This window comes from Paenibacillus harenae DSM 16969, assembly GCF_000422465.1.
GTDB classification, from domain to species: Bacteria; Bacillota; Bacilli; order Paenibacillales; family Paenibacillaceae; genus Pristimantibacillus; species Pristimantibacillus harenae.
Genome location: NZ_AULV01000016.1, coordinates 32,934 through 55,392, shown reverse-complemented (window position 1 = coordinate 55,392; position 22,459 = coordinate 32,934). Strand labels below are relative to the sequence as shown.

The 22,459-nt window shown below is 49.9% G+C and carries 14 protein-coding genes; 4 read left to right on the top strand and 10 right to left on the bottom strand.

What is annotated here, in order from left to right; genetic code table 11:
- Positions 1-25: 25 nt before the first annotated feature.
- From H581_RS0104225 to H581_RS0104215, 3 genes are all read right to left on the bottom strand, one after another.
- A complete protein-coding gene (locus H581_RS0104225; protein WP_028608939.1) occupies positions 26-907 on the bottom strand; it encodes a carbohydrate ABC transporter permease in 882 nt (293 codons plus the stop codon).
- Between the two features lie 16 nt (positions 908-923).
- Positions 924-1,901 (bottom strand): ABC transporter permease, encoded by a 978-nt coding sequence (locus H581_RS0104220; protein ID WP_028608938.1) that lies wholly within the window; start codon positions 1,899-1,901, stop codon positions 924-926.
- A gap of 433 nt (positions 1,902-2,334) precedes the next feature.
- Positions 2,335-3,129 (bottom strand): alpha/beta hydrolase, encoded by a 795-nt coding sequence (locus H581_RS0104215; RefSeq protein ID WP_051250439.1) that lies wholly within the window; start codon positions 3,127-3,129, stop codon positions 2,335-2,337.
- 150 nt (positions 3,130-3,279) lie between these two features.
- On the opposite strand from H581_RS0104215, the gene H581_RS38765 reads away from it, so the two are divergent.
- Positions 3,280-3,429 carry an RICIN domain-containing protein gene (locus tag H581_RS38765; protein WP_245599912.1) on the top strand — a complete coding sequence of 50 codons (150 nt, stop codon included), beginning with the start codon at positions 3,280-3,282 and terminating at the stop codon, positions 3,427-3,429.
- Between the two features lie 192 nt (positions 3,430-3,621).
- Here the strand turns inward: H581_RS38765 and H581_RS0104205 are convergent, their stop codons facing one another.
- Complete coding sequence (locus tag H581_RS0104205) at positions 3,622-5,916, bottom strand: glycoside hydrolase family 127 protein (protein WP_084134454.1); 2,295 nt, start codon at positions 5,914-5,916, stop codon at positions 3,622-3,624.
- 221 nt (positions 5,917-6,137) lie between these two features.
- Between H581_RS0104205 and H581_RS0104200 the strand changes: the two genes are divergently transcribed.
- Entirely contained in the window at positions 6,138-6,989 is an 852-nt protein-coding gene (locus H581_RS0104200) for an AraC family transcriptional regulator (protein ID WP_028608935.1), read from the top strand.
- Between the two features lie 122 nt (positions 6,990-7,111).
- Here the strand turns inward: H581_RS0104200 and H581_RS0104195 are convergent, their stop codons facing one another.
- The 6 genes from H581_RS0104195 to H581_RS0104170 all read right to left on the bottom strand — a co-directional run bounded on the left by H581_RS0104195 (position 7,112) and on the right by H581_RS0104170 (position 18,505).
- Positions 7,112-8,641, bottom strand: a complete 1,530-nt coding sequence (locus H581_RS0104195; protein WP_028608934.1) for a response regulator — start codon at positions 8,639-8,641, stop codon at positions 7,112-7,114.
- 309 nt (positions 8,642-8,950) lie between these two features.
- On the bottom strand, positions 8,951-10,654 hold the full coding sequence (locus tag H581_RS0104190; RefSeq protein ID WP_028608933.1) for a cellulase family glycosylhydrolase: 1,704 nt from the start codon (positions 10,652-10,654) through the stop codon (positions 8,951-8,953).
- Positions 10,655-11,180: 526 nt separating this feature from the next.
- The gene (locus H581_RS0104185) at positions 11,181-13,985 is read right to left on the bottom strand and encodes a glycoside hydrolase family 3 protein (RefSeq protein WP_036717733.1); all 2,805 of its coding nucleotides are present in this window, start codon (positions 13,983-13,985) and stop codon (positions 11,181-11,183) included.
- 101 nt (positions 13,986-14,086) lie between these two features.
- A complete protein-coding gene (locus tag H581_RS0104180; protein WP_028608931.1) occupies positions 14,087-15,598 on the bottom strand; it encodes a glycoside hydrolase family 43 protein in 1,512 nt (503 codons plus the stop codon).
- A 237-nt stretch (positions 15,599-15,835) separates the two neighbouring features.
- Positions 15,836-16,492, bottom strand: coding sequence for an SGNH/GDSL hydrolase family protein (locus H581_RS0104175; RefSeq protein ID WP_028608930.1), 657 nt, complete (start codon positions 16,490-16,492; stop codon positions 15,836-15,838).
- Positions 16,493-16,504: 12 nt separating this feature from the next.
- A complete protein-coding gene (locus H581_RS0104170) occupies positions 16,505-18,505 on the bottom strand; it encodes a beta-galactosidase (RefSeq protein ID WP_028608929.1) in 2,001 nt (666 codons plus the stop codon).
- A 241-nt stretch (positions 18,506-18,746) separates the two neighbouring features.
- On the opposite strand from H581_RS0104170, the gene H581_RS0104165 reads away from it, so the two are divergent.
- Complete coding sequence (locus H581_RS0104165; RefSeq protein ID WP_169507433.1) at positions 18,747-19,583, top strand: AraC family transcriptional regulator; 837 nt, start codon at positions 18,747-18,749, stop codon at positions 19,581-19,583.
- The gene (locus H581_RS0104160) at positions 19,580-22,438 is read left to right on the top strand and encodes a glycoside hydrolase family 3 protein (RefSeq protein WP_028608927.1); all 2,859 of its coding nucleotides are present in this window, start codon (positions 19,580-19,582) and stop codon (positions 22,436-22,438) included. Before H581_RS0104165 ends, H581_RS0104160 begins: the two co-directional genes overlap by 4 nt.
- Positions 22,439-22,459: the final 21 nt, after the last annotated feature.

Sequence of the window (22,459 nt, the reverse complement as noted above, 5' to 3'; positions counted from 1 at the left end):
AAAGCTTTAATAACAAGCGGCAGCATCAGCCCTTGACGGAGCCAAGCATAATGCCATGAATGAAAAACCGCTGCAGGAACGGATACACGCAAACGATCGGTGCGATTGAGACCACCATGGCGGATAGCTGCAGGGAATAACTGGTGACGCCGGACGATGCGCTGTTGGCGGCACCGACGGCATCCATCGGCGCATTGCTTTTGTTTATGACCTCCATCATCCGGTAGGCAAGCGTCCGCAAATTATCGGATTGAACAAAATAAGCGGAGTCCACCCATGAATTCCATTGGCCAACGCCCATGAATAGCGCCATCGTAGCGATGAGCGGCATCGAAACCGGGAGAATGATGCGATAGAAGGTAACAAAATCATTCGCTCCGTCCATATACGCGGATTCTTTCAGCTCCCCCGGTATTTCACGGAAGAACGAAATGGCGATCAGCAGGAAGAACGTACTTAGCATAGACGGGATAATATAGACCCCAAATGAATTCAGCAGCCCGACGGAACGCAGCACCACGTAGTAAGGAATCAGACCGCCGGAGAAATACATAGCGAAAATAATCATGGTAAAATAAAACTTGCTAAACAAAAGCTCGCGATGCGAAAGTCCGTATGCAACAAGGCACGTAAGCAGCACGCCCAGCGCGGAGCCGGATATCGTGCGGACCACCGTCACCAGGAACGCCTTATACCATTGCGGATCGTTCAAAAATGTGGCATAGTTCTCGAACGTCACGTTCCGGGGCCAGAAATAAATGCCTCCGAGAAGCGAATCGGTACCTTTGTTAAACGAGAGAATCAAGACATAATAAAACGGGTACAGCATGGCCAGCATGATGACAAACAAAATAACGGTAACAACGCTGTCCATGACAAGATCCTTATTCCTTTGACTTACATTCATCGATGGATCTCCTTTTCTAAAACAGGCCGGAGCCCGAAATTCGTTTGGCAATGTAGTTACTGGAGAAAATCAGCGCGACAGAGATGACGGACTGAATGAAATCGATGGCTGCCGCATAGGAGAATCTTCCGTCTTTCAGGCCGACCTTGAATGCATAGGTCTGTACGATTTCGGAGGTAGGGTTGTTGATGCTGTTTCCGAACAAAAAAGCTTGTTCGAAATTGGAGCCGACCAACCCGCCGCCCAGGATGCTTCCAATCGTAAGAATGAGAACAACGACAATCGTGCCTTGCATGCCGGGAAGCGTAATGTGACGAATCCGGGCCAGCCTCCCCGCCCCGTCTATCTTCGCCGCTTCGTAAAGCGACGGGTTAATGCCCGTAATGGCCGCCAGGAATATAATGGTCCACCATCCCATCTCCTTCCACACGGCGCTGCCAACGGCCAGCCCCCAGAAGTAGTCGGGGTTGGTGAGTAGATCAAGCGGCTTGTCGATAAGCCCAAGGCTCAGCAGCGCTTTATTTACAAGTCCGATATCGGCGGACAAGAAGGCGAATGAAATGCCGACGACGACAACCCATGAGATGAAATGAGGCAGGTAACTGATTGTTTGCGCGAATCGCTTAAATGCCCCGTTTTTGACTTCGTTGAGCAGGATCGCCAGCAAGATCGGAGCCGGGAAGGTGAACAACACTTTAAGAAGGCTTAAGGCCAACGTATTCCTGACAATCGTGCCGAATTGGTAGTCGTTAATAAACTCGTCGAAATGTTTGAGTCCGACCCATTCGCTGGTGAAAATCCCAACAATTCCTTCGGATATCGTGTAATTCTTGAAAGCCATGATAATGCCGAACATTGGCGTATACGAGAAAACAATCAGAAAAATCATCCCGATGCCCACAAACAAATGCAGCATCCATTGTTTTTTAAACCGCTTCCATTTTCGCGTTTGCCCCAATTTAACCGTTTCCATCACTTGTGAATCCACATTCATGCGATAATCCTCCTTTGCTACAAGTCTATACGTTCGGGACAGCGCCCAGATAGAAGACATTCTTAAGAAAGCGTTGTCATTTTTGAAGATGCATCGTTCGGAACGCAACGTACGCGTTCGACGAACAAACCAAATGAAACAACGTCAGCCGGACAAGTAAAACGGAGTCCTGGGCTGACGCTGTTTGTATGTATATCTGCTTTGAATCAGAAGCTGACCTCCACGGGTTAGTGCTGCTCCGTAGTATTTTAAGCGAATGTTACCTATCCGATAAAATAAAAAAACCATGATATATGAGGCCACTGAAGAACTTGTGGTTTTGATAAAACAGTAAAGGTGAATGCACCAAAAACGACTTCCATTCCCAGTATATGGGCTTGGAGGTCGTTTTTTCTCTAAGCAATAGATGCTCAGATTGTAGTCGCTAGACAAGTTATCTAAAAATGAGTTGGGAAAAATGGTATAAATCGTTCTTCCAAACCGGCCAATCGTGACCGCCGCTCTCCTCGTACCAAATGTGTGGCACATTGTTCTGTTTCAAATAAGTATGCGTCCGATCGCTGACATGCTTAAGATTATCCAAAAGCCCGCATGACAACCAGAGCAGTCTGAGCCTAAACGACGTTTCTTCCGGATCCGGGACAAGCAACTCGGGCTCCTTCGTGTTAGGCGCGGAAGAAAAACCCCCAATCCAAGCAAATCGATCGAGATTGCCTAAACCGATGTTGAGCGATTGGCCTCCTCCCATCGATAAACCGGCAATAGCACGGTTCTCTCGCCCCATTAGAACTGAATAGTTCGATTCTATATAAGGTATGAGATCATGTAGCAAATCGGATTCGAAATCTTCGAACGCCTTTAATTTGTTTGCTTCAAATAGGTCCCCCTCCGCCCGGTCGTTCAGCATTGCACGACCGTTGGGCAAGACCACGATCATAGGCGCAAGCTTGCGGTCTGCATACATATTATCAAGAATCACTTGCGGACCCGCATGATTGTACCATTCCGCTTCGTCACCGCCGATACCGTGCAATAAATAGAGAACGTTATACCTTTGATCTTTGGAATAACCGGGAGGGAGGTAAATCATCGCTTTGCGCTTACTTCCCACTGTCATTGAGAAATACTCAACCGTTGTTATTTTTCCGCGGGCAATGTTTTCCCTGTACTGGTCATACCCTGGCTGAGCGGCATGTCTTATAGATTCATCGTGATCCGGATTCAACATATTCCCTTCCCCTTTCTGATTGCACTTGTTTTATTTCCAAAAATTATAAACTTTACAAACTGTACTAACAACCCGTCAATTGATACTTCTCACTCGTACGTCAAAGTTAGAGTTAAAAGGGGCATAGAACCATTATTTGACAGGTTAAGAATGAGTAACGGGTATTGGAACATCCTCAACGTGAACAGCAATAAAGCGGTTGAGGTCGTCGGATCCTCCACCGCCGATGGAGCGAAGATTCAACAAAATCTATATCGCGGCGATCTCAATCAGCAATGGCAACTGGTACAAATTAATTAGCAGGAAGATATATAAAAGAAGGTATCCTAAAAGCCTTGGCTTCTAGGACACCTTCTTTAGATTCCTTCTTTCTCGCCTCCATTTTACGCAAGTAAAAGGTCGCAATTATTTCGGTGACATCATTGAAAAACCCTTCATTTTCTCGGTGAGTCAGCCTGGCATTGAATATTTCCCAACTCTAACTCTTCTTTTTCACTCCGCAACCGGTCTCATCGTTCGCAGCATACCATAGATGCCGTTCAGCTTGTCTTCCGGAACAAACCTGAATTCCACTTGCGATTTCCCCTTCACGATCTCAGCGGGGATCAGATAGCGCTTCGTGATAAAGTCGCGTTTCCACTCCCAGGATGGCTGCTCGCGTACAAGCAATTCGCCATCCGCATAAATGTTCATCACCCGATCATGATGGATGCAGAAATACATCACCTGAAGCACGTTCTCGCTTTCCGGATCGACGTTAAGCTTATAGCTGAACCATCCGCCGGGATGCGCCAATCTTCCATTTTGTCCGTCCCAGGCTCCACTGAACGTTTCTTGTCCATGTACTTCATGCTGAAGCTCGTATTGATCATTGCCGACCTGGACGCTGTCGATCGTCGCCTCTTTCACAAGCTGCTCCATTCGTCCAAGCGCCAAATGCTGTTTCAGCTCTTCCGAGTCCGCTTCGACAATATTCCAATAGATGCCGTAACGCTCCTGATGCTGCTTATAATGCGGGGTAAATACAAGCCGCTCGTCCTCATCGGTATTTCGGAGCCTGAAGACGAGCTGGCCGTCTTCCTTCACCAGGTGCCGCTCGATATCGCCCAGCCACTGCTGCGGGCTCATTCCCCGGGGAATAATAAAATCCTTCACAAGCATTCTGCGTGTCGGCACTCTTACCATAATCCCCGTATTCGCCTGGGTCATGTCCTCTGTTCCGAGCGCCGCGCTTAAGACGACCGGCCCATATTGAAAACCGACCGCATAGCGATTATCCGGCAGGCCGGAGTAAAATACCTTCATCGGGAGCTTAAGTGTGAGCGTATCGCCATGGTTCCATTTACGGTCGATCACGATGTAATGGTCCTTGACTTCGAGCGCCAGCGGCTCACCGTTCAAGTGCGCTCTGACATCTCCCCGAACCCAGTACGGAATGCGAAGATGAAGCTTGAGCGACCTCGGCTGTTGATCATCCGTCTCAAGCCGGAGCGTTACGCAGTCGCTGTCCGGGATGCCGGAGCTCAGAGCAAGACGTGCTTGCTGCTCGCTCCAGTCTAACGTGGAGCTTACATATTGATTAATAAACAGCTCATTCGCTTTATGGAAGTAGATGCTGTCGCCCAGCTTCGTAAAGCTCTCCATCCCCGTTCCCGTACAGCACCAGAAGTGCTCGAACGGCGAGCTGTAGATCTTGAAATATCCTGTCGCCATCGGCTGGAAATACATGGTCATGCCCGTTTCGGGATTCTGCGAGGAAAGGATCGCGTTCATATAGGTTGTCTCGTAGAAGTCCGCATACTTTCGGTCTCCGGTCAGCTTGAACAGCTCGCGGGTCAGCTTCAGCATGTTGTAGCTGTTGCACGTCTCGCAGGTGATATCCGTGCGTCTCTGATCGAGTGAATCCGGCTCGCCAAAATGTTCCGCTTCGCTGTTGCCGCCGGTCATATAACTGTGGTGATCAACTACGATATCCCAGAAATTCATAGCCGCTTCCAGATAGAAACGCTCGCTTTCCCCCAGCACGAGAAAACGGTTCAACGCTCCCAAAAATTTCGGAATCGTCGTGTTTGCATGCTTCCCCCTCAATATATTCCGGCCTTGCCGGATCGCCTCAAACAAGGGGAGCTCGTCGAATTTGTGAGCCGCCTCCAGATGCTTCGGATCGCCGGAAATTTTGTACAAGTCATAGAGGCAGTCATTCATCCCCCCATACTCGACGGCCAGTACGGTTGCTTGCAGCTCGTCTGACCAACGGGATGTCCGCGACGCCACCCAGTCACCCAATTTCACAACCGTGTCGAAGGCGACCTTGGATTGAGTTGCTTGGTATGCGGATATCAATCCCGCAATAATCTTGTGCATCGTATACCAGGGAACCCATGCCGGCTGCTTCTTCTCGATGTTATCAATAAGCGTTTCAGGAAACGCGGAGAGATAACCGTTTTCAAACCGGCATTCCGACAATTCGTTTGCCATATACGTCAGTCTCTCCAGCATCGCCGGATCCTTCGTCACGGAGTACGCTTGCGCGCATGCCGTCAGATAATGGCCGAGCGTATGCCCGCGAATCTCCGTATCTTCCCATCCCGGGTATTTCGCTGCCTTCGGCTTGAGCCCCCGGGTTTCCCGGAATCCGGCCAGCAACCTGTCAACATTATAGCTGTTCAAGTATTCGAGTTCCTTCTTGAAAGCATTGGCTTGATAGTCTCCGGTAAGCACCACTTGATCCAGTCCGAAATGCTGCAAAGCAATTCGCTGCAGCGTCGCTTTATTCCTGTTCATCATCCATTCACCTTCCATGTCCCTTAGTGATCTCATATCCGTACTATCCCCAGATTACCGTTTTGCGACTAACAAGGTAAATGGCGAAAGGTTCGAATATGTGTAAAAAAGTCAGGTTTATTCCCAATCGTTGACTGCGCTGAGGATATGGAAATTTGGCTAACATAAGGTTATGATTAAACCAGTGAAGTGAAAAAAGGACAGAAAGGCGGCGTCTATTCTAAATGATCGGCTATACCTTTAACATAGAAAAACCGTTAACGTTGACGATGACCGGCAAATTCGTTTCACCTTTCCCCGAATGGATGCATATGAACAGAGTGCTCATGGATTATGAATTGTTCATACAGACCAAAGGACAGTTATACATTGCAGATGACGAGGAGCGGCACGTCTTGCAGGAAGGGGAGTTTCTTCTTATGGCTCCCCGTACCAGGCAATTCGGGTATCAGGGGTCCGACTGCAGCTTTTATTGGCTTCATTTTACCGCGGAGGAACAATCGGCGGCTCCAATACTCGTCGAAAAGTATGAAGCCCGGACGGGACATATGATGATACCGCGTCAAGGTGCGCTGCAGCGTTCGGATAAGATCATCGTCATGATGAAACAGCTGCAGGACTCCGTCCGAAGCTATCAAGACCCGACGCTGAATAATTTTTTGGCAACGAGTATTCTATACGAGTTGTACAAGCAATGCGATCCGGGCACAAACGCCGTAAAAAAAGAGCTGAAGCAGCTTCAGCTCTACAACGATATCGCAGACTATATCAAGTGGCACCGCTTCGAACCGCTGAAGGTGTCCCAGATCGCGGATCATTTCGGCTATAATGCCAAATACTTGTCATACCTGTTCTCAACAATCTCCGGCATGTCGCTCAAGCACTTTATTATGAAGCAAAAGATTGAAGCCGCGTCCTTTCTCCTGACGGATACGAATCAGAGCATCAACGAAATCGCGATGCAGCTCGGCTATTGCGACAGTCATCATTTTATGAAATCGTTCAAGCAGATGACGAATCTTACACCGACCAGCTTCCGCAATGCATCAGCGAAACGATTGTTGTATTACAAGTGAGATCAGAGTAGTATATGCAAAAATAGATGATCCCCCTTGAAAGTAATGCCGCAAATATGAACTACCGGCACGAGCGGCCTGCGTTCGTATAGATGGCTTCGCCGTTCTTCTTCATGAAAGCTCTATAGTGTTGACGTACCACGGTCTTTAGATGATTTTGCCTTGTAATGAGAAGGTTTTTTACCTAAGTTTTTTTTGAACTTCATATGGAAATAGTTAACGTTAGAGATTCCTACACGGGCGGCAACCTCGTGAACCTTGAGACCGCACTCAAGCAATACCTTGGCTTTGCGGATTCGAACTTTATCCAAATAAGTGCGGAATGGATCTCCTGTGACGCTTCTAAACAATTGGCCCAAATAAGCGCTGTTATAATGAAACTTCTCTCCAAGCGTTTTCAACTTCAAATTCTCAGAGTAATGACACTCCACAAAGTCCAAAACTTGCGAAATAACCGTATCATCCCTGCATTGCGATCCTGACCGATCAAGAATAAGCATCAGTCTATCTTCGATCATCCTCTGCAACGTCTGAAAATTGGGCTGCTTGAAAATGTCGGAAGTCAAAGACTCCGTGTCTTGTATATCGAAATATGCTATATTATTCATTTTCAACAGTCTGGTGAGCATGAGCGAAATCCACTGTGAAGCGGCGGCTTTAATTGCCAGCTCATTTCCATAGTATTGTGCGATCGAAAGCAGACCTTCCTCAAGCACGCGACGAAGTAAGGATCGACTTCCGAAATCGATAGCGTAGACCAACTTTTCAGATAAAATGCCGATATCAGGCGCCTCCTGCGGCTGAATATGAGCGCTGCGGTCGATAATTCTCGTTTCCCCTCGGTACAAAAACTCATTCTTTAATAAATTTACAGCCTCGTAGTAAGATTTCCCGATTTCGGCGATCGATTCGACAGCTTCTCCCACGACCGCAATAAATTGTCCATTTTCCAATGCAAGCGTTTTCAATAATTCACAATACAAGCCTGCAGCATCGAGATTATTTAACCTCGTTTCACGTAAAACTACTCCTACGGTCGAGTCATGGATGAATACAACACCCTCTTCACGATCTTCAAAATGTCTCATTAGTTTCAGCTTAATGGCTTCAAGTAGAACACGACTATTACAATCTGGCGAATACATCTTTAGAAGCAGCACCCGATACAACTGCCAATTAAGGGATTGAAGGGAGACAGGCAGCTTGGCTTGTTCATTAACCAAAAGCAACGATATCATTCGCCCCCACTTTGATTCTCCTGCCGATCGCTCGGATTTCTTTTGCATTAGCTTTCCGATTCTCATCAATTCCGTCTCGATTTCGTTTACATCTACGGGTTTCAATATATAGGCGTTGACCCCCCATGAAATCGCAGTCTTGGCGTATGAGAAATCTGCATGACCGCTTACGATGATAAATTGACAATCCGAATCAAGCTTTCGAATTTCTTCAATCAACTGAAAGCCATTTATATCCGGCAAACAAATATCAATGACCATAAGATCAGGCCGTAAATCCGTATACAACAATAAAGCCTCTCTTCCATTGCTTGCTTCACCAATTACTTCAAAGCCGTGACTTTTCCAATCGACCATCACTAGCAATTCCTGACGTATTAGCTTTTCACCATCAACGAGAATGACCTTACCCATGGGAATCCCCCTTAATCGGAATAAAAAAGCAAACCCCCGTCCTCACCTTATATGAGTCATATTTTTTACGTTGCGGCATGAATGCCTCCCTTACAATATTTTGCTCTCTCACTATTGCTGATTATATAGCACTGTTTATTATTACACCTTGATTATCAAGTCATGGAATAGCATGATACAGACATCCGTCTTTATGATTGACGAATATAACGACAAGATTCCGGGGAATCAGACGATGCAACAAAGGAGTCCCGCCCCAGCGCACAGGCGCAAGGCAGGACTCCCTTTTTTACCGAAACGATTTCAGTTCTACGATGCTGTGCCCGTGATGTTCGTGCCGTTCTTCGTAATTGTGTACTCGATGATGGCGCCGCTCCAAAAGTGGAACTTCAGAATCACCGTTCCGTCGTTCACTTCCTTGAAGAGGGTCTGTGTAAGCGTGATTTCATTTGTTGTATAAGATGGTTTGAATGTTTGGCCGAACGCCTTGAACGAAGTCCAGTTATCCGGACCGGCGTTGCCCCCTTCAGCATACACGGCCTCCATCGTAGCAAGTCGGTCGCCATTGAAGGCGGTCGGGATCGCCAAACTTTCGGTGGTGCCTTCCGCGTTTTGAAGCACCGGGGTGTCATTGTACAAGACATGGAAGGTCCAATCGGCGCCCTTGTTAAATTCGGCTTTCAATACGGCTACCTCGCCGAGTGCGGCCGATTCAGTCAGCTTGGCGGTAAAACTTGCTTTGAGGGTCAGTTCTTCGCCGTTCAACTCATAATCTTTGCCCTCTTTCAACTTATAGTCTCCGGCCCGGATGCCGGTCAGCTTATTGCCGTTCAAGTGCAAGGGTACTAAAGTGTCCTGAGCCGGCGCGTCTTTCCTGACAAAGATCAGATCGGATTCGCCAGTGGAAGAGCGGCCTTTCAAGCTGGCCATGATCTGATTGTAAAGCTCCGGATCGTTCCACTGAAGCGTTCTGCGGTCAAGACGCCCGCCGTTGTCCCACAGCATAAGGGCAAGTTTGTTCTCTACGGCTTCAGAGGTGAAATACTCGATAAACTTCAACATCTCGCCATGCTCGGGCAAACCTTCGCTGACATCCCAGCCGAGCAGTCCGAATTCGCCTACGATAACGGGAATTCCTTTCGATACAAACGCATTAGATACATTGTCAATCAATGTATCGACAACCTCAATCGAGTCGGCCTCAAACTTCGGGTAGCCCCCAATGTTAACGCTGAAATTCCATAGGCCGTAAAAATGAACGGTCGTGATCAAATTCGAATCGTTCAGCTTGGCAATCGTGCTTGCAAGCGAATCCACACGCACTTTCTCGTGATGGCAGTATAACGTCGGCAGCACAAGCGGACGAACGTCATTCTTGCCACCCGACTCTCTTATAAGATGAACGAAGGTTGTGTTGATCTCATCAAGTAATTCGAGCTGCTTCGTGATATCAACGTCTAAAAATTCCGGTTCGTTGATGCTTTCAAACATCAGTTTGTTGGAATGATTCTTGAAGCGGTCGGCAATTTGCGTCCATATGGCGGTATACCGAGCCATTACTTCATCATGATTCGTCGGCATCGTTCTGACCCACTTCCAAGCGTCGTGGTGAACGTTGATCATGACATACAGACCCTCTTCGAGCGACCAATCGACAACTTGCTGAACCCGGTTCATCCAATCCGGATTGATTGTATAGTCCGGTGCGCCGCCCATCCGACCATCCCATGTAATCGGAATACGAATGCTTTTGAACCCCTGCTTCTTAATTTCCTTAATGAATTCTTTGGTAACGATCGGGTTGCCCCAGGACGTCTCGTCACCATTATTTGGAGCAGTCGCATTAAATGAATCAAATGTATTGCCCAGGTTCCATCCAGGCTGCATCGCGCTGACATAAGACTGCATTTTGGATTCTTTCGGGGAAGCTGCGGCTGAGCCGACGGATGAAAACAACGCCATCAGCAGGGCAACGACCACAAAGACGGATAGATATGATCTTTTTGTACGCATCGATATTCTCCTTTGGTTTCATAAATTGTGCTTACTCTGTACATGATTGGAATGCCGCGTGTTTACTTAGGTACGCCTGAGATCCGGTTCCCTTTATTCGCAAGCTGATATTTGACGGTAGCGCCGCTCCAGAAGTCATACCAGCGGCACTTGCCATTTGTGACTGCGCTTCAATTTCATTTACCTCCTCATTTGACGTTTGATGGAAGCGGAACATTTTTATTCTAACTGCATAACGTTCCTGATGATACATCAAAAACTATTCCAAAATTCATCTAATAAATCATCAAAATATTCAATTTTTAGATGGAAATCCGGAAATACGCTCTAAATTGTTCTGAAAATATTGAGTTTTAGACGTGTACTGCATAAAAAAATCTCCTAAACTGAGAAGTACAGGTAGTCCCTGTCCAAATCCCTCATTTAGGAGATACACGCATGTATAATCAAAACTGCAAAATCTGATTCGAGGCGCTTAACATGAAGAAACGATGAGGAACGGTTTTCGACATCCGAGATTCTTACTTCACACGGTAAAGCGGAAACGACTCAAGCTGATATCCCCGATCAAGCATAGGTAGACCGAGCGGGTCTGCTGAACGCCGATCGTTCTGCAGGCAAAAGTCTCCCATACTTGTGACCCCCCCGTCTCGGAAACGGTGCACTCTCCGATCGACGGTCCATCCGCTGCATCCAGTCTAAGCTCTATTCTGCCGCCTCTCTTGGCGGACGAACAGCGTGCTTCAAAGCCGCCGATCCCGGCGCGGAAATCCACATCACCAAAGCGCAGCCAGCCAGATTCGCCCGATAATCTGACAAAATTTCCGCCTTCATTGCACTCGTCCAGATAGACGCCTTCGTAATCGTCATAGTTTATGGCCTGGGTTATATTCGTCAAGTCGCGAAGAGGCACGATATCGCCTTCTATCGTAAGCTTCGTCTCCAAGCGGACATCCTCCGACGAACCGCCGATCATGAACGTATACGTGCCGGATTCAAGGCAATAAGCCTCTCTGGTCACATCCCAGAATGCCAGCTCGGATGACGGCAGCATAAAGCTGACGGTCCGTTTCTCACCAGGAGCCAGACGGATGCGCCGGAAGCCCTTCAGCTCTTTGAGCGGCCTTTGCACGCGGGACGAATCAGCTCGCACATACAACTGGACGACCTCGTCTCCCGCCTTATCTCCCGCATTCTCGACCCGAACGCTGACCGAGATGTCGAGGTTCGCGCCAACACGCTCCGGGCTTACTTTCATCTCATCGTAACGGAATGTCGTATAGGACAATCCGTATCCGAACGGATACAGCGGCTTACCTTCAAAATATTGATAGGTGCGCTTCCCCTTTCGAATATCGTAATTCATAATATCCGGCAGTTGATCTACGGAGCGATACCAGGTCATATTCAGCCGTCCCGCCGGGTTATAATCGCCGAACAATACATCCGCCAAGGCGTTCCCCAGCTCTTGGCCCGCATGCGATAAATACAAGACGGCCGGAATGTTCTCATTGACCCAGTTCAGGGCAAACGGGTAGCTTCCGATAACGACAACGATCGTATTGGGGTTCGCCCGGTGAACTTCTTGTATGAGCTTCTCCTGGGAGGTGGCCAACGTCAAGTCCGGCCGGTCGTTCGTTTCCCTCCCGTTGATCAGCGGATTGTTTCCTACAACAACGATCGCAACATCCGACGCTTCCGCTGCCGCAATCGCTTCCTGCAGTCCGTCAGTGACGATCTCCTTACGGAAGCGCCCCTCCGCTTCGCCGGGCAGCGATACGGGACCCCCGTTCCAGGAGGCGAGCGATATCGTCCCGTCCGGTCCCTCGACCGGGCGAAACTCTTCTTTGACGAACCATCCGTAAACTTCATCAGCTGACGCTGTAACCGTTACGTCGTCGGTCGTCACGAATTTATCGTTGGAAAGTGCCTTGAGCGTTATACTGCCGAAGCCCCAGTCGGTGAGCTGGAACGTCTCCGCCGAGTCGGCTTCCGTCCGGTCCGCCTTCAGCGCACTATTCTCCGCCGGCTCCGGTGAAATTCCCACATAGTTACCCGAGACAGCCGAACGAAAGCGCACACGGTCACACCCGTCTGCATAGACGACGGAACCCTTGCTCATTTTCGCTTGAATGCCTTGCAACGGACTTACCTTGTACGGCAAAGTGCCGGAATACCAATCGCGGTACACCACATCTCCGAGCGGTCCGATTACGGCGACTCGTTGCAGGGCGTCACCGTCGAGGGGCAGCAGCTGACGCTCGTTCTTGAGCAAAACAACGGACTCGCGGGCCGCTTCCAGGGAAAGATCCGCATGCTCCGGCTTGCAGACCGTATCATCCGGCATGCCGGCGTAAGGGTTGCGCTCATCCGGATCGAACTCGCCGAGCAGGAACCTCACCCGGAAAGTATTGATCAAAGCCCGGTCCAAGTCGCCCTCCTCCAACAGCCCATCGGAGATCGCCTCCCGTATGGCTTCACAGGTAATATCGGATTCGTCTGTAACGCTGTCAATTCCGCTCTTGATCGACGCCGCAACGGCTTCTTTCAGCGTCTCAAAATAATGGTGATCATTCACGAGGCCGAGCATGTCTCCTGCATCACTGACGATAAAGCCGCTCATCCCCCACTCCCCTTTGACTACCCGATTCACATCGGGATGTATAATGGTGGGCGTACCGTTGACCGAATTGTACGATGTCATCATGGACAGCGCCCCCCCTTTGCGGAAGGCAGGCTCGAACGCTTTCAAATAATATTCCCTCATGTTGCGCGGATCGATGCTGGCCGAGCAGTGGCTGCGATCCTTCTCATTGTTGTTGGCAAGAAAATGCTTCAAGGTCGCGATTGCTTTGCGGTAGACAGGATGCGGCCCCTGAATGCCCTTGACGAGTCCGGTAGTGAGATCGCCCGTCAAGTGCGGATCCTCCCCGTACGCCTCCTCTGTCCTGCCCCACAGCGGATCCCGCTCCATATCGACGGTCGGCGCCCATAGCGTCAATCCGTTGCGCGCGGGATCCCGTTGATAGAACACTCTGGCCTCGTCACCGATAGCGGAACCGATACGCTCCAGCAGCTCCGGGTTCCAGGTACAGCCAAGACCGATCGGTTGCGGATAGGAGGTCGCCTCTCCAAGCCAAGCGATCCCGTGAGCGGCTTCCGTACCGTGTTTGTAAGGTTTCACTCCCAGCCGTTCGACTGCGGTTTGATATTGGGGCATGAGCCCGACTTTCTCCTCCAGGGTAAACCGGGACACCAGATCGGTGACGCGGTCTTGGATTGGCAGATCGGGGTTTTGAAACGGCAGCAAAGATTCTTTATCATTTGTCAACACCAGCCAGCCTCCATTTTATGATCGTTAATTAGACTTGCCTAAACCTTTGGCTACGAACGCGAGAGGGCAACCTTCATGATGTATGGGAACGTCCGATATTAATCTCTCGGCTCATAGTCGAACCAATCAAAGAGCGCCGGCGAAGCCTGCCCCGTTTCACAAACGGCATACATCGCAATGAGTATTCCCGTAAAGCCGCCCGCTACCTCCGTTGAGAGCAGATGAGTTTCTCCCGAACCCAATTCAAGAACATGGGATCCCTCTTGCTGAATGGCAAAACCAAATGATTCCGGACGAGCCTCAATCTTGAGTACGACATTACCCTCTGCGCAGTCCAGCGTACGCTCCGTTCTCAATGACCCAACCGTGCGCCGGAGTACAATTGCCTTACGTCCTTCTTTGCACTTTACGGCCAGATCGTAATGATACTTTTCGTTCATATATACGGTAAGTCCGGCTTCCTCACCGTCGTTTACCGGCTCGAAATTTAGTAGGGCGGCAATGTTGCATGACATATGGCTCAGGCGGCGCCCCACAAAGGCGGGTGCGCCGGTATCGTCGAGCGACGTCTTGTTTCCGCGAAGCACAAGATGCCCCGGACATTCGCGAAGCGACCAACTGTCCGGCGCCGGATTGCGCAGGAAGACCCAGTCGGAGCCTGGTATTGTTTCGTCAAAATCATCCCTGATTGCCTTAGGCGGCCACCGGACTTCAGTTAACTGCGGTGCCTCCATAAGGGACTCGACTCTGCCCCCATCGCCTATGATCGGCCAGCCGTCAGATGTCCATGTCACAGGCGCCAGAAACGTCTCCCGGCCCAGATGATGCCGGTAGGGATAGGAGACAGGCCTGATGCCCAGGAACACCGCCCACCAGCTTCCGTCATGCGCCTGTACCAGATCCGCATGCCCGGTTGCGTGTATGCTGCTGTTCAAGCTTCTGTGAGACAAGATCGGATTCGCGGGACATGGTTCAAAAGGACCGTAGGGATCGCCGCTTCTCGCAATCGTCACCATATGCCCGTATTCCGTGCCTCCTTCGGCAATCATTAAATAATAAAGTCCGTTGATCTTGTAAAGATGAGGAGCCTCCGGGTGCGCTCCGCCCGTTCCCTTCCAGAGCAGACGGCTCTCAGTCAGCATGCTTCCGGTCGAAATGTCGATCTCGCATTGATAAATGCCATAACCTTCATTGCCTTTACAATTGGATTGAAAGTATACGCGGCCGTCCTCATCGAATAACAGAGAAGGATCAATACCGCCCTGCGCGACAAGTACCGGATCGGACCATGGACCGGTCGGCTGCTTACTGCGGACATAGAAGTTGCCGATCCCGCTCACATTCGTCGTCACCATATAGAACCAGCCGTCGCTATAGCGTATCGTCGGGGCGTAGATCCCTCCCGAGAGCCAAGTGTTTGCCAGCGGCAACTGCCGCTCGGTTGTGAGACAATGTCCGATCTGGCGCCAATTGACAAGATCCTTGCTATGAAAAATAGGGACGCCGGGAAAATAGGCAAAAGTGCTTGTCACCAGATAATAATCATCATCGACCCGGCAGATACTCGGGTCGGGATAAAAGCCAGGAATTACGGGATTGGTATACGTCACAATGGTGCACTCCTAATCGTTCGAAAGTTTTTATACGGTTTAAAAAGAGAATCAACTTTGATGATCTCTTTTCATTTTCGATTGTATAACACCGATTAATATCACACCTTGATTATTAGGTCAGTGAATAGCATGATATAGACATCCGTCCGATTATGGATGATTCATTCCACAAAAATACCCCCAAACCATTGCGGTTGGAGGTATATAAAGCTTGAGTGCATGCTGAGCATGAAATCAGCGAATCGCCAGCGGACTATTTTGAACGACTGACAACCATTCGCGGGCTATAAGCTCATGACCGGCTGCCGTCGGATGAACGCCGTCCCATAACCAATAAGCGGCTTCCGTGCCGGATGCGGCCTTGTCGAACGCCGCCTGCAGAGAAACGAACACTGCATTAAATTCCTCGGATAACCGGCGCGATATGCCGCTATATTTATCAAGCTGTTTTTGCCAGAGTTCCCATTTCTCCGCCGTACAGCCCGTTTTTAAAGCAAATGGCTCGCATATGACCAGCCTGGTATGCGGCAGCACCTCTTTGGTCTCCTCAAGCAAATGCCGGTACGCTCTTTCGAATCGGTCGGTAGCGCCGCTTGGCAGCCCTTCAACAATTCGCCAGGCATCGTTCACGCCGATCAGCATGCTGATCAGATCCGGTTTCAGGCTGATTGCGTCCTCGTTCCAACGCGCGTACAAATCCGATACCCGATCTCCGCTGATGCCTCTGTTGATAAAATGCGGCCGCTCTCCAGCCAGTTCATATCCAAACTTCCCTGCCAGGATAAAGACGTAGCTGTGACCCAATATATGATTGGGATCTTCGTTGCGGCCCCGACTGCCGTCGGTAATGGAATCGCCTTGAAATAAAATCGTTCTGGATTGCCGGTTCATTGAGAATTCCTCCTATTTTATACAAAAGATGTCGTCTTCAACAAGCTTGACGATTTCCACCGCATACGGCTCCAGCTCTATAACAGGACCAACCGGCTCCTCTCGCAGAAGACTCGAATACGCGCCCCCCAACTCGACTGTCTGTTTCTTCCGCGAGAGATTCAACACGAATAAATAACGCGCCGTTCCCTTCCGGCGTATCGAAATCTGAACCCCCTCCGGCAAAACGGCAAAACGGGTTACTCCGGACTCGTCGGCAGCCTTCCCGAATAAATCCAGGTAGAAGCTTTCCTCGGCAACGGTGCCAATATAGTACACTTTGCCCTCACCCCATGCATGAACCGTTACAGCCGGTTTCCCCGCGAAGAAATCGTCCTCATACCAAGCAATCGTCTCGGCGCCGGCAGGTTCCAGAATATCGCACCACTGACTGCAGGTATGCGTTTTCCCATCCGTCATACGGATCGTATGAACGTCATTGCCGACCGGATCGTATTCGGCTACGGTTACCCCTGCCGCCTCGGCCAACTGGCCAGGCAGCGGATGAATCCAACAAACGTTGTTCGGGTTTTTCACGCCGGTACGATTCGTCAAGATTAAGGTGGCTCCGTTCTTTACGCAATTCTTCAGCTTATCCGCCAGGTTTTCATCCAACAAATAGAGCGACGGCGCAATAATAAGGCGATACCTGTCCAGATTGTCCGTTGTATTCACGACATCCGTCAGAATGCCCGATTTGGTCAGAGCCCGATGATAAAGCTTCAGATTCTCGAAATAATCCATTCCTTCTGCCTGGGGCTGAATCGCGAACGCATTGTACAAGTCGTGCGAATGGAGAACGGCAGCCTCGCCAAGCACCTCCGATTCCGCCAAGACAGGAGAAAGCCGGTTTACTTCATCGCATAACATCCGATATTCCTCGAATCGTCTGCCGGGTACATTGCTGTGGTCAATTAATCCGTGCCAAAATTGTTCGGCGCCGAACGGAGCGCTTCGCCACCGGAAATGAACGAGCGTGTCGGCGCCGCGGGCCATGCATTGCCAAGCGAAGGCCCGAATAAATCCGGGCTGCGGAGTCCGCCACATCGGAAACCAGCATCCGGGAGGACCGCTGATCGTTTCCATGATCCAGAAATTGCGTCTCTTGATGCCCCGGGTTAAATCGAGTGTCAACGCGCCGTTGTATCCGCCCGAAACCGATTTCTCGGGGCTCGTGCCGGGGTAATAATCGAGAGAAGCAAAGTCCAATTCCTCGCAAAGCTTGTAATAATCGAGAGACATCGGATAACTCCAAATATTATGAGTGACGAAATGGTCCGGACAACATTTGCGCAGGATGCTCAATTGCAATTGTTGAAATTCCACTACGGAATCGGTTTCGAACCGCTTCCAGTCGAGCAGATAAGACGGATTCCTGAAGCTTGTACCGCCTAACGGGGTAGAAATTTGCGTCCAGGCGCTATATTCACCGCTCCAGACAACCGTACCCCAAGCCTGGTTCAAGGCCTTCAAAGTACCGTACTTCTTCGAAAGCCATTCGCGAAACCGCTCGTTGCAAATCTCGCAATGACACTCGTTCAGGCTGAACTCATTATCGATCTGCCAACCGGTCACCGCGGGGTGTTTGGCATAGTGAGAAGCCAGCTTCTCCACAATTCTCTCCGTAAAGACACGCATGGAAGGGCTGTTATAACAACGATGCCCTCTTATCCCGGGATATTTCGGATTCAGCATCGCGTCCCGGGGCAGGACATCCGGAAAGCGTTCCACAAGCCAATTCGGAGGCGTACAGGACGGCGTGCCGATGACGACTTGGATTCCGTGCTTAAAGAAAACATCGATTGCATCATCGAGCCAGCCGAACTCATACCGCCCCTGCTCCGGTTCCAAGCGTGACCAGGCGAATTCGGCCACACGGATCAGGCTTATTCCCGTCTCCCGCATCAGCTTTGCATCCTGCTCCCACATAGAGCAATCCCAGTGCTCCGGATAATAATCCACTCCCATTTTCATCAAAACCAACCCCCATACTCTCTCTTAACAGAAATATCCTTACAATATAATATATCGTTTACCCTGGTTTAAACATATCGAATAATTGTATATAAAATTACGGAAATACCGCAGCAGACTGTTTGAACCGCGCGCTTTTGTAACAGACGCCCTCATGATCCGAAACCCTTGACAACCTCACCATATACTAATAATCTTAAAACAAGACAAAATATAAAAAAACGGAAGTGTAATGATGCCTATGTTTGAGACAAAAGTCCGCTTGCTGATGATGCCTCCGGAACAATTCGTTCCCTTTTACATTGATAGTATCGGTTACAATCCGTTTCAGGAGACGGTCATAAGACGCGGCGGTTATCCATTTCATCATTGGCTGCAAACGGTTTCAGGCGAAGGGAAGATTATCATTGAGGGATCTGCTTTCTCCCTTCCTCCCCGTCACGGGATCATGCTGCCGCCGAATGTTCCCCATCAGTATTATTGTCTGGGCGATTCGTGGTCCACTTATTATTTAATAATAGACGGTCCGCAAATCTCCCCGTTTATGTCTATTTTGGACATCCAATTTTCTACGGTTTACAGCTGGCCGGAAGGGACGGAACCCGAGAATCTCATCGGGCAGATGCTGGAATCCTCTCTTCTCTCCCAAGACGCGACCGGTCTGGACAATTCGATTGACGTTTATCGTTTTCTTGTACAATTGAAGAAGCACGGAACTACGGTTAACACGTCAACCACCCAAAGCCTCGCTGGCCGGTTGCAGCCGCTTGTCCAATATCTGGACAATGAGTATCACAATCCGGATCTGGGCATGGCAGAGATGTCGGAACAGCTGAATATCAGTCCGAGACATCTCAATTCGTTATTTAAAAAAACGTTCGGGTACACGCCTTATCAATATCTGATCAATCTGCGGATTCAAAAATCAAAGGAAATGCTCACTAGCGAACAAACGACGCCCATTCAGCATATTGCCGCATCGTCCGGCTTTCGCGATGCCAGTCACTTTATCGCCACTTTCCGCAAGCTCGAGCACATGACACCCGATCAATACCGGCAAAGGAGTGAACGGAAGTGAACACCTGTCCATCCTTTCCTTTCCAAAACATAAAACTCTCTTTAGAAAAACGCGTCAGCGACCTCGTTTCCAGACTCACGCTTGAAGAGAAGCTCTCGTTTATCCCATTCAGACAGGGATCCGTAAAACGGCTCGGAATCCCGGGGTATTGGATTGGCGGAAACGCCGTTCAAGGTCTGGTTGCATACGAGGGCGCCACAACGGTCTTCCCGCAGAACTTGGGCTTGTCCTGTACATGGAATACCGAATTGATCAAGGAAATCGGCGGGATGATCGGCGATGAAGCAAGAGCCTACTACAAGCTCAGAAGCGGTCTGCGAGGTCTTATGCTCCGTGCGCCTGTGGTCGATTTAGCCCGCGATCCAAGATGGGGAAGAACGGATGAAACCTTCGGCGAAGATCCTTTCTTAACGGGGTGTATGTACTCAGCTTATTCGATAGGAATGCGGGGCGATCATCCGTTTTATATCAAAACAGCAGCGATTTTAAACTATTTTTATGCAGGCAACAACGAGAGGGACCGGCTGAAAAGCTCTTCATCCATCAATCCCCGCAATAAAAGGGAATATTACCTGAAAGCATTTGAGACTGCTGTCCGCGAAGGTTCCGTACATTCCGTCATGACCGCATATAACGCCATAAACGGGACCCCCGCAATCTGCCATCCAGATGTAAAAGCGGTTCTTAAGGATGAATGGAAGCTGGACGGATTTGTCGTTTCCGCATTCTCAGATATGCAACAGACCGTCGATGAACACCAGTATTGCAATACTTATGCCGAAGCGGCGGCGGCGGCAATAAAAGCGGGAATTGATTGCATGATGGATGACAGCGGGCTTGTAAAGAAATCGATTCGAGAAGCCTTGGAACAAGGCCTGCTTTCGGAAACGGACATTGACCGGGCGATTCGCAACGTTTTCCGCGTTCGCATGCGGCTCGGCCAGTTCGATCCCGAAGCAATCAATCCATATGCGCAAATTACGGAAAGCGTCCTATACAAGCAAGAACACCGCGAGCTTGCGCTCAGGGCTGCACGTGAATCGGTCGTCCTCTTGAAAAATGAGAATAATATGCTTCCGCTCGACAAGGAAAGATTGCAGAGCGCAGCTGTTATCGGGCCATTGGGAGATGTCGTTTGCCGCGGATTTTACACAGGCAGTCCACCTAATCAGGTTACGCCGCTGCAAGGCATCATAAGCAAGCTCGACCCGAATTTCGTTCAGTTCAAGGACGGCTGCGACCGGATTATACTGCAATCCGCCGCAACCCGCAGATTTGTCGGACATAGGCATCTCTACGATGCAACTCTGGCAGCGAATAAAGAGGATGCAGGCAGCGGAGAACATTTCAAGCTGACCGATTGGGGCTTGGGGAGCCACACGCTGCTCTCTGCAGCCAACGGCAGCTACGTGACGTGCGAAGCAAGCGGAATAAGCGCGTCGGCCAAGGAGGTTTGGGGATGGTACAATAAAGAACTGTTCAACTTCATTCCTCAGGACGACGGGACTGTTGCGATCAAGGCATGGAACGGCCAAATCGCAACGGTCGTTGACGAAACAATCCGGCTGAAGGACGATGCACAGATTGGCATTTCCGAAAAATTTATTATACATCCGGTTATCGATGGTATTGCAGAAGCTGTTGCCGCTGCACGAGCCAGCGATGTTGCCATTGTCGTGGTCGGCAATCATCCGCTCATCAACGGCAGGGAAGAAGTCGACCGGCAGGACCTGTCCCTTCCGCCGCAACAGGAGAAGCTGATTCAAGAAGTGCATAAGGCGAATCCGAATACGGTTGTCGTCATTATAGGCAGCTATCCATTTGCGCTCAACTGGGCGCAGGAGAACATTCCGGCAATCGTCTATACGGCTCACGGCTGCCAAGAGCTCGGTAATGCCGTTGCCGATGTGCTCTTTGGAGATTACAACCCTGCCGGCCGTTTGAGTATGACCTGGTACCGTTCCGTCCTGGATCTGCCCGATATGTTGGATTACGATATTATTAAAGGAAAACGAACGTATTTGTATTTTGAAGGCGATCCGCTGTATCCTTTCGGACATGGCTTGTCCTACACCGACTTCCAATTCAGCGATCTGAAGCTCAGCAAACTTAAAATGACGGCAGATGATCAGGTGAAGGTCAAAGTGACGGTTAAAAATACGGGATTGCGCCCGGGCGACGAGGTCGTACAGCTTTATATAAGGGCGAACAAATCGAGAGTGAAACGGCCGCTTAAAGAGCTGCGCGGATTTACACGGATTCACTTGCAGCCCGGGGAGAAGGGAACGGCGGAATTCGATCTGGCCGGGACAGACTTTGCCTGCTGGGACGTTACCCGCGACGGGTATGCGGTAGAGACCGGCCCCTATACGATCATGGTCGGAAATTCATCCGGCCATATTATCCTGGAAGCCGCCGTGCAAGTCCACGGTGAAACGATTCCGCCGAGATACCCGTATCGCGTGATCCGTGCCGAAAATTATGACGATTACGCGTCTGTCTTTCTGGATGAGTGCCGTGACGGTGAAGCTCGTCAGCATGGCTTCGAGGTAACCGGCTCTTGTGTGAGCGTTATCGGCCGGGACGGCTGGATCAGCTTTCACGACGTCGAATTCGAATCGGGCGCAACCGGCTTCGAAGCGCGGGCCGCTTGCGCGACCGAGAACGGATCCATTGAAATGCGGCTGGACAATCCGGATGGCATACCTACCGGCATTTGTCATATCGGCCATTCGGGGGGCAGGCAAAGCTGGGGAACCTATTCTTGCCGTCTCACAGGGGCGGAAGGCAGGCACGATGTTTACCTCCGTTTGAAAGGAGGCGTTCATTTGAGCTCTTTCCGTTTTGTAAAATGAAAAAAAATCGGCCGGCACCTT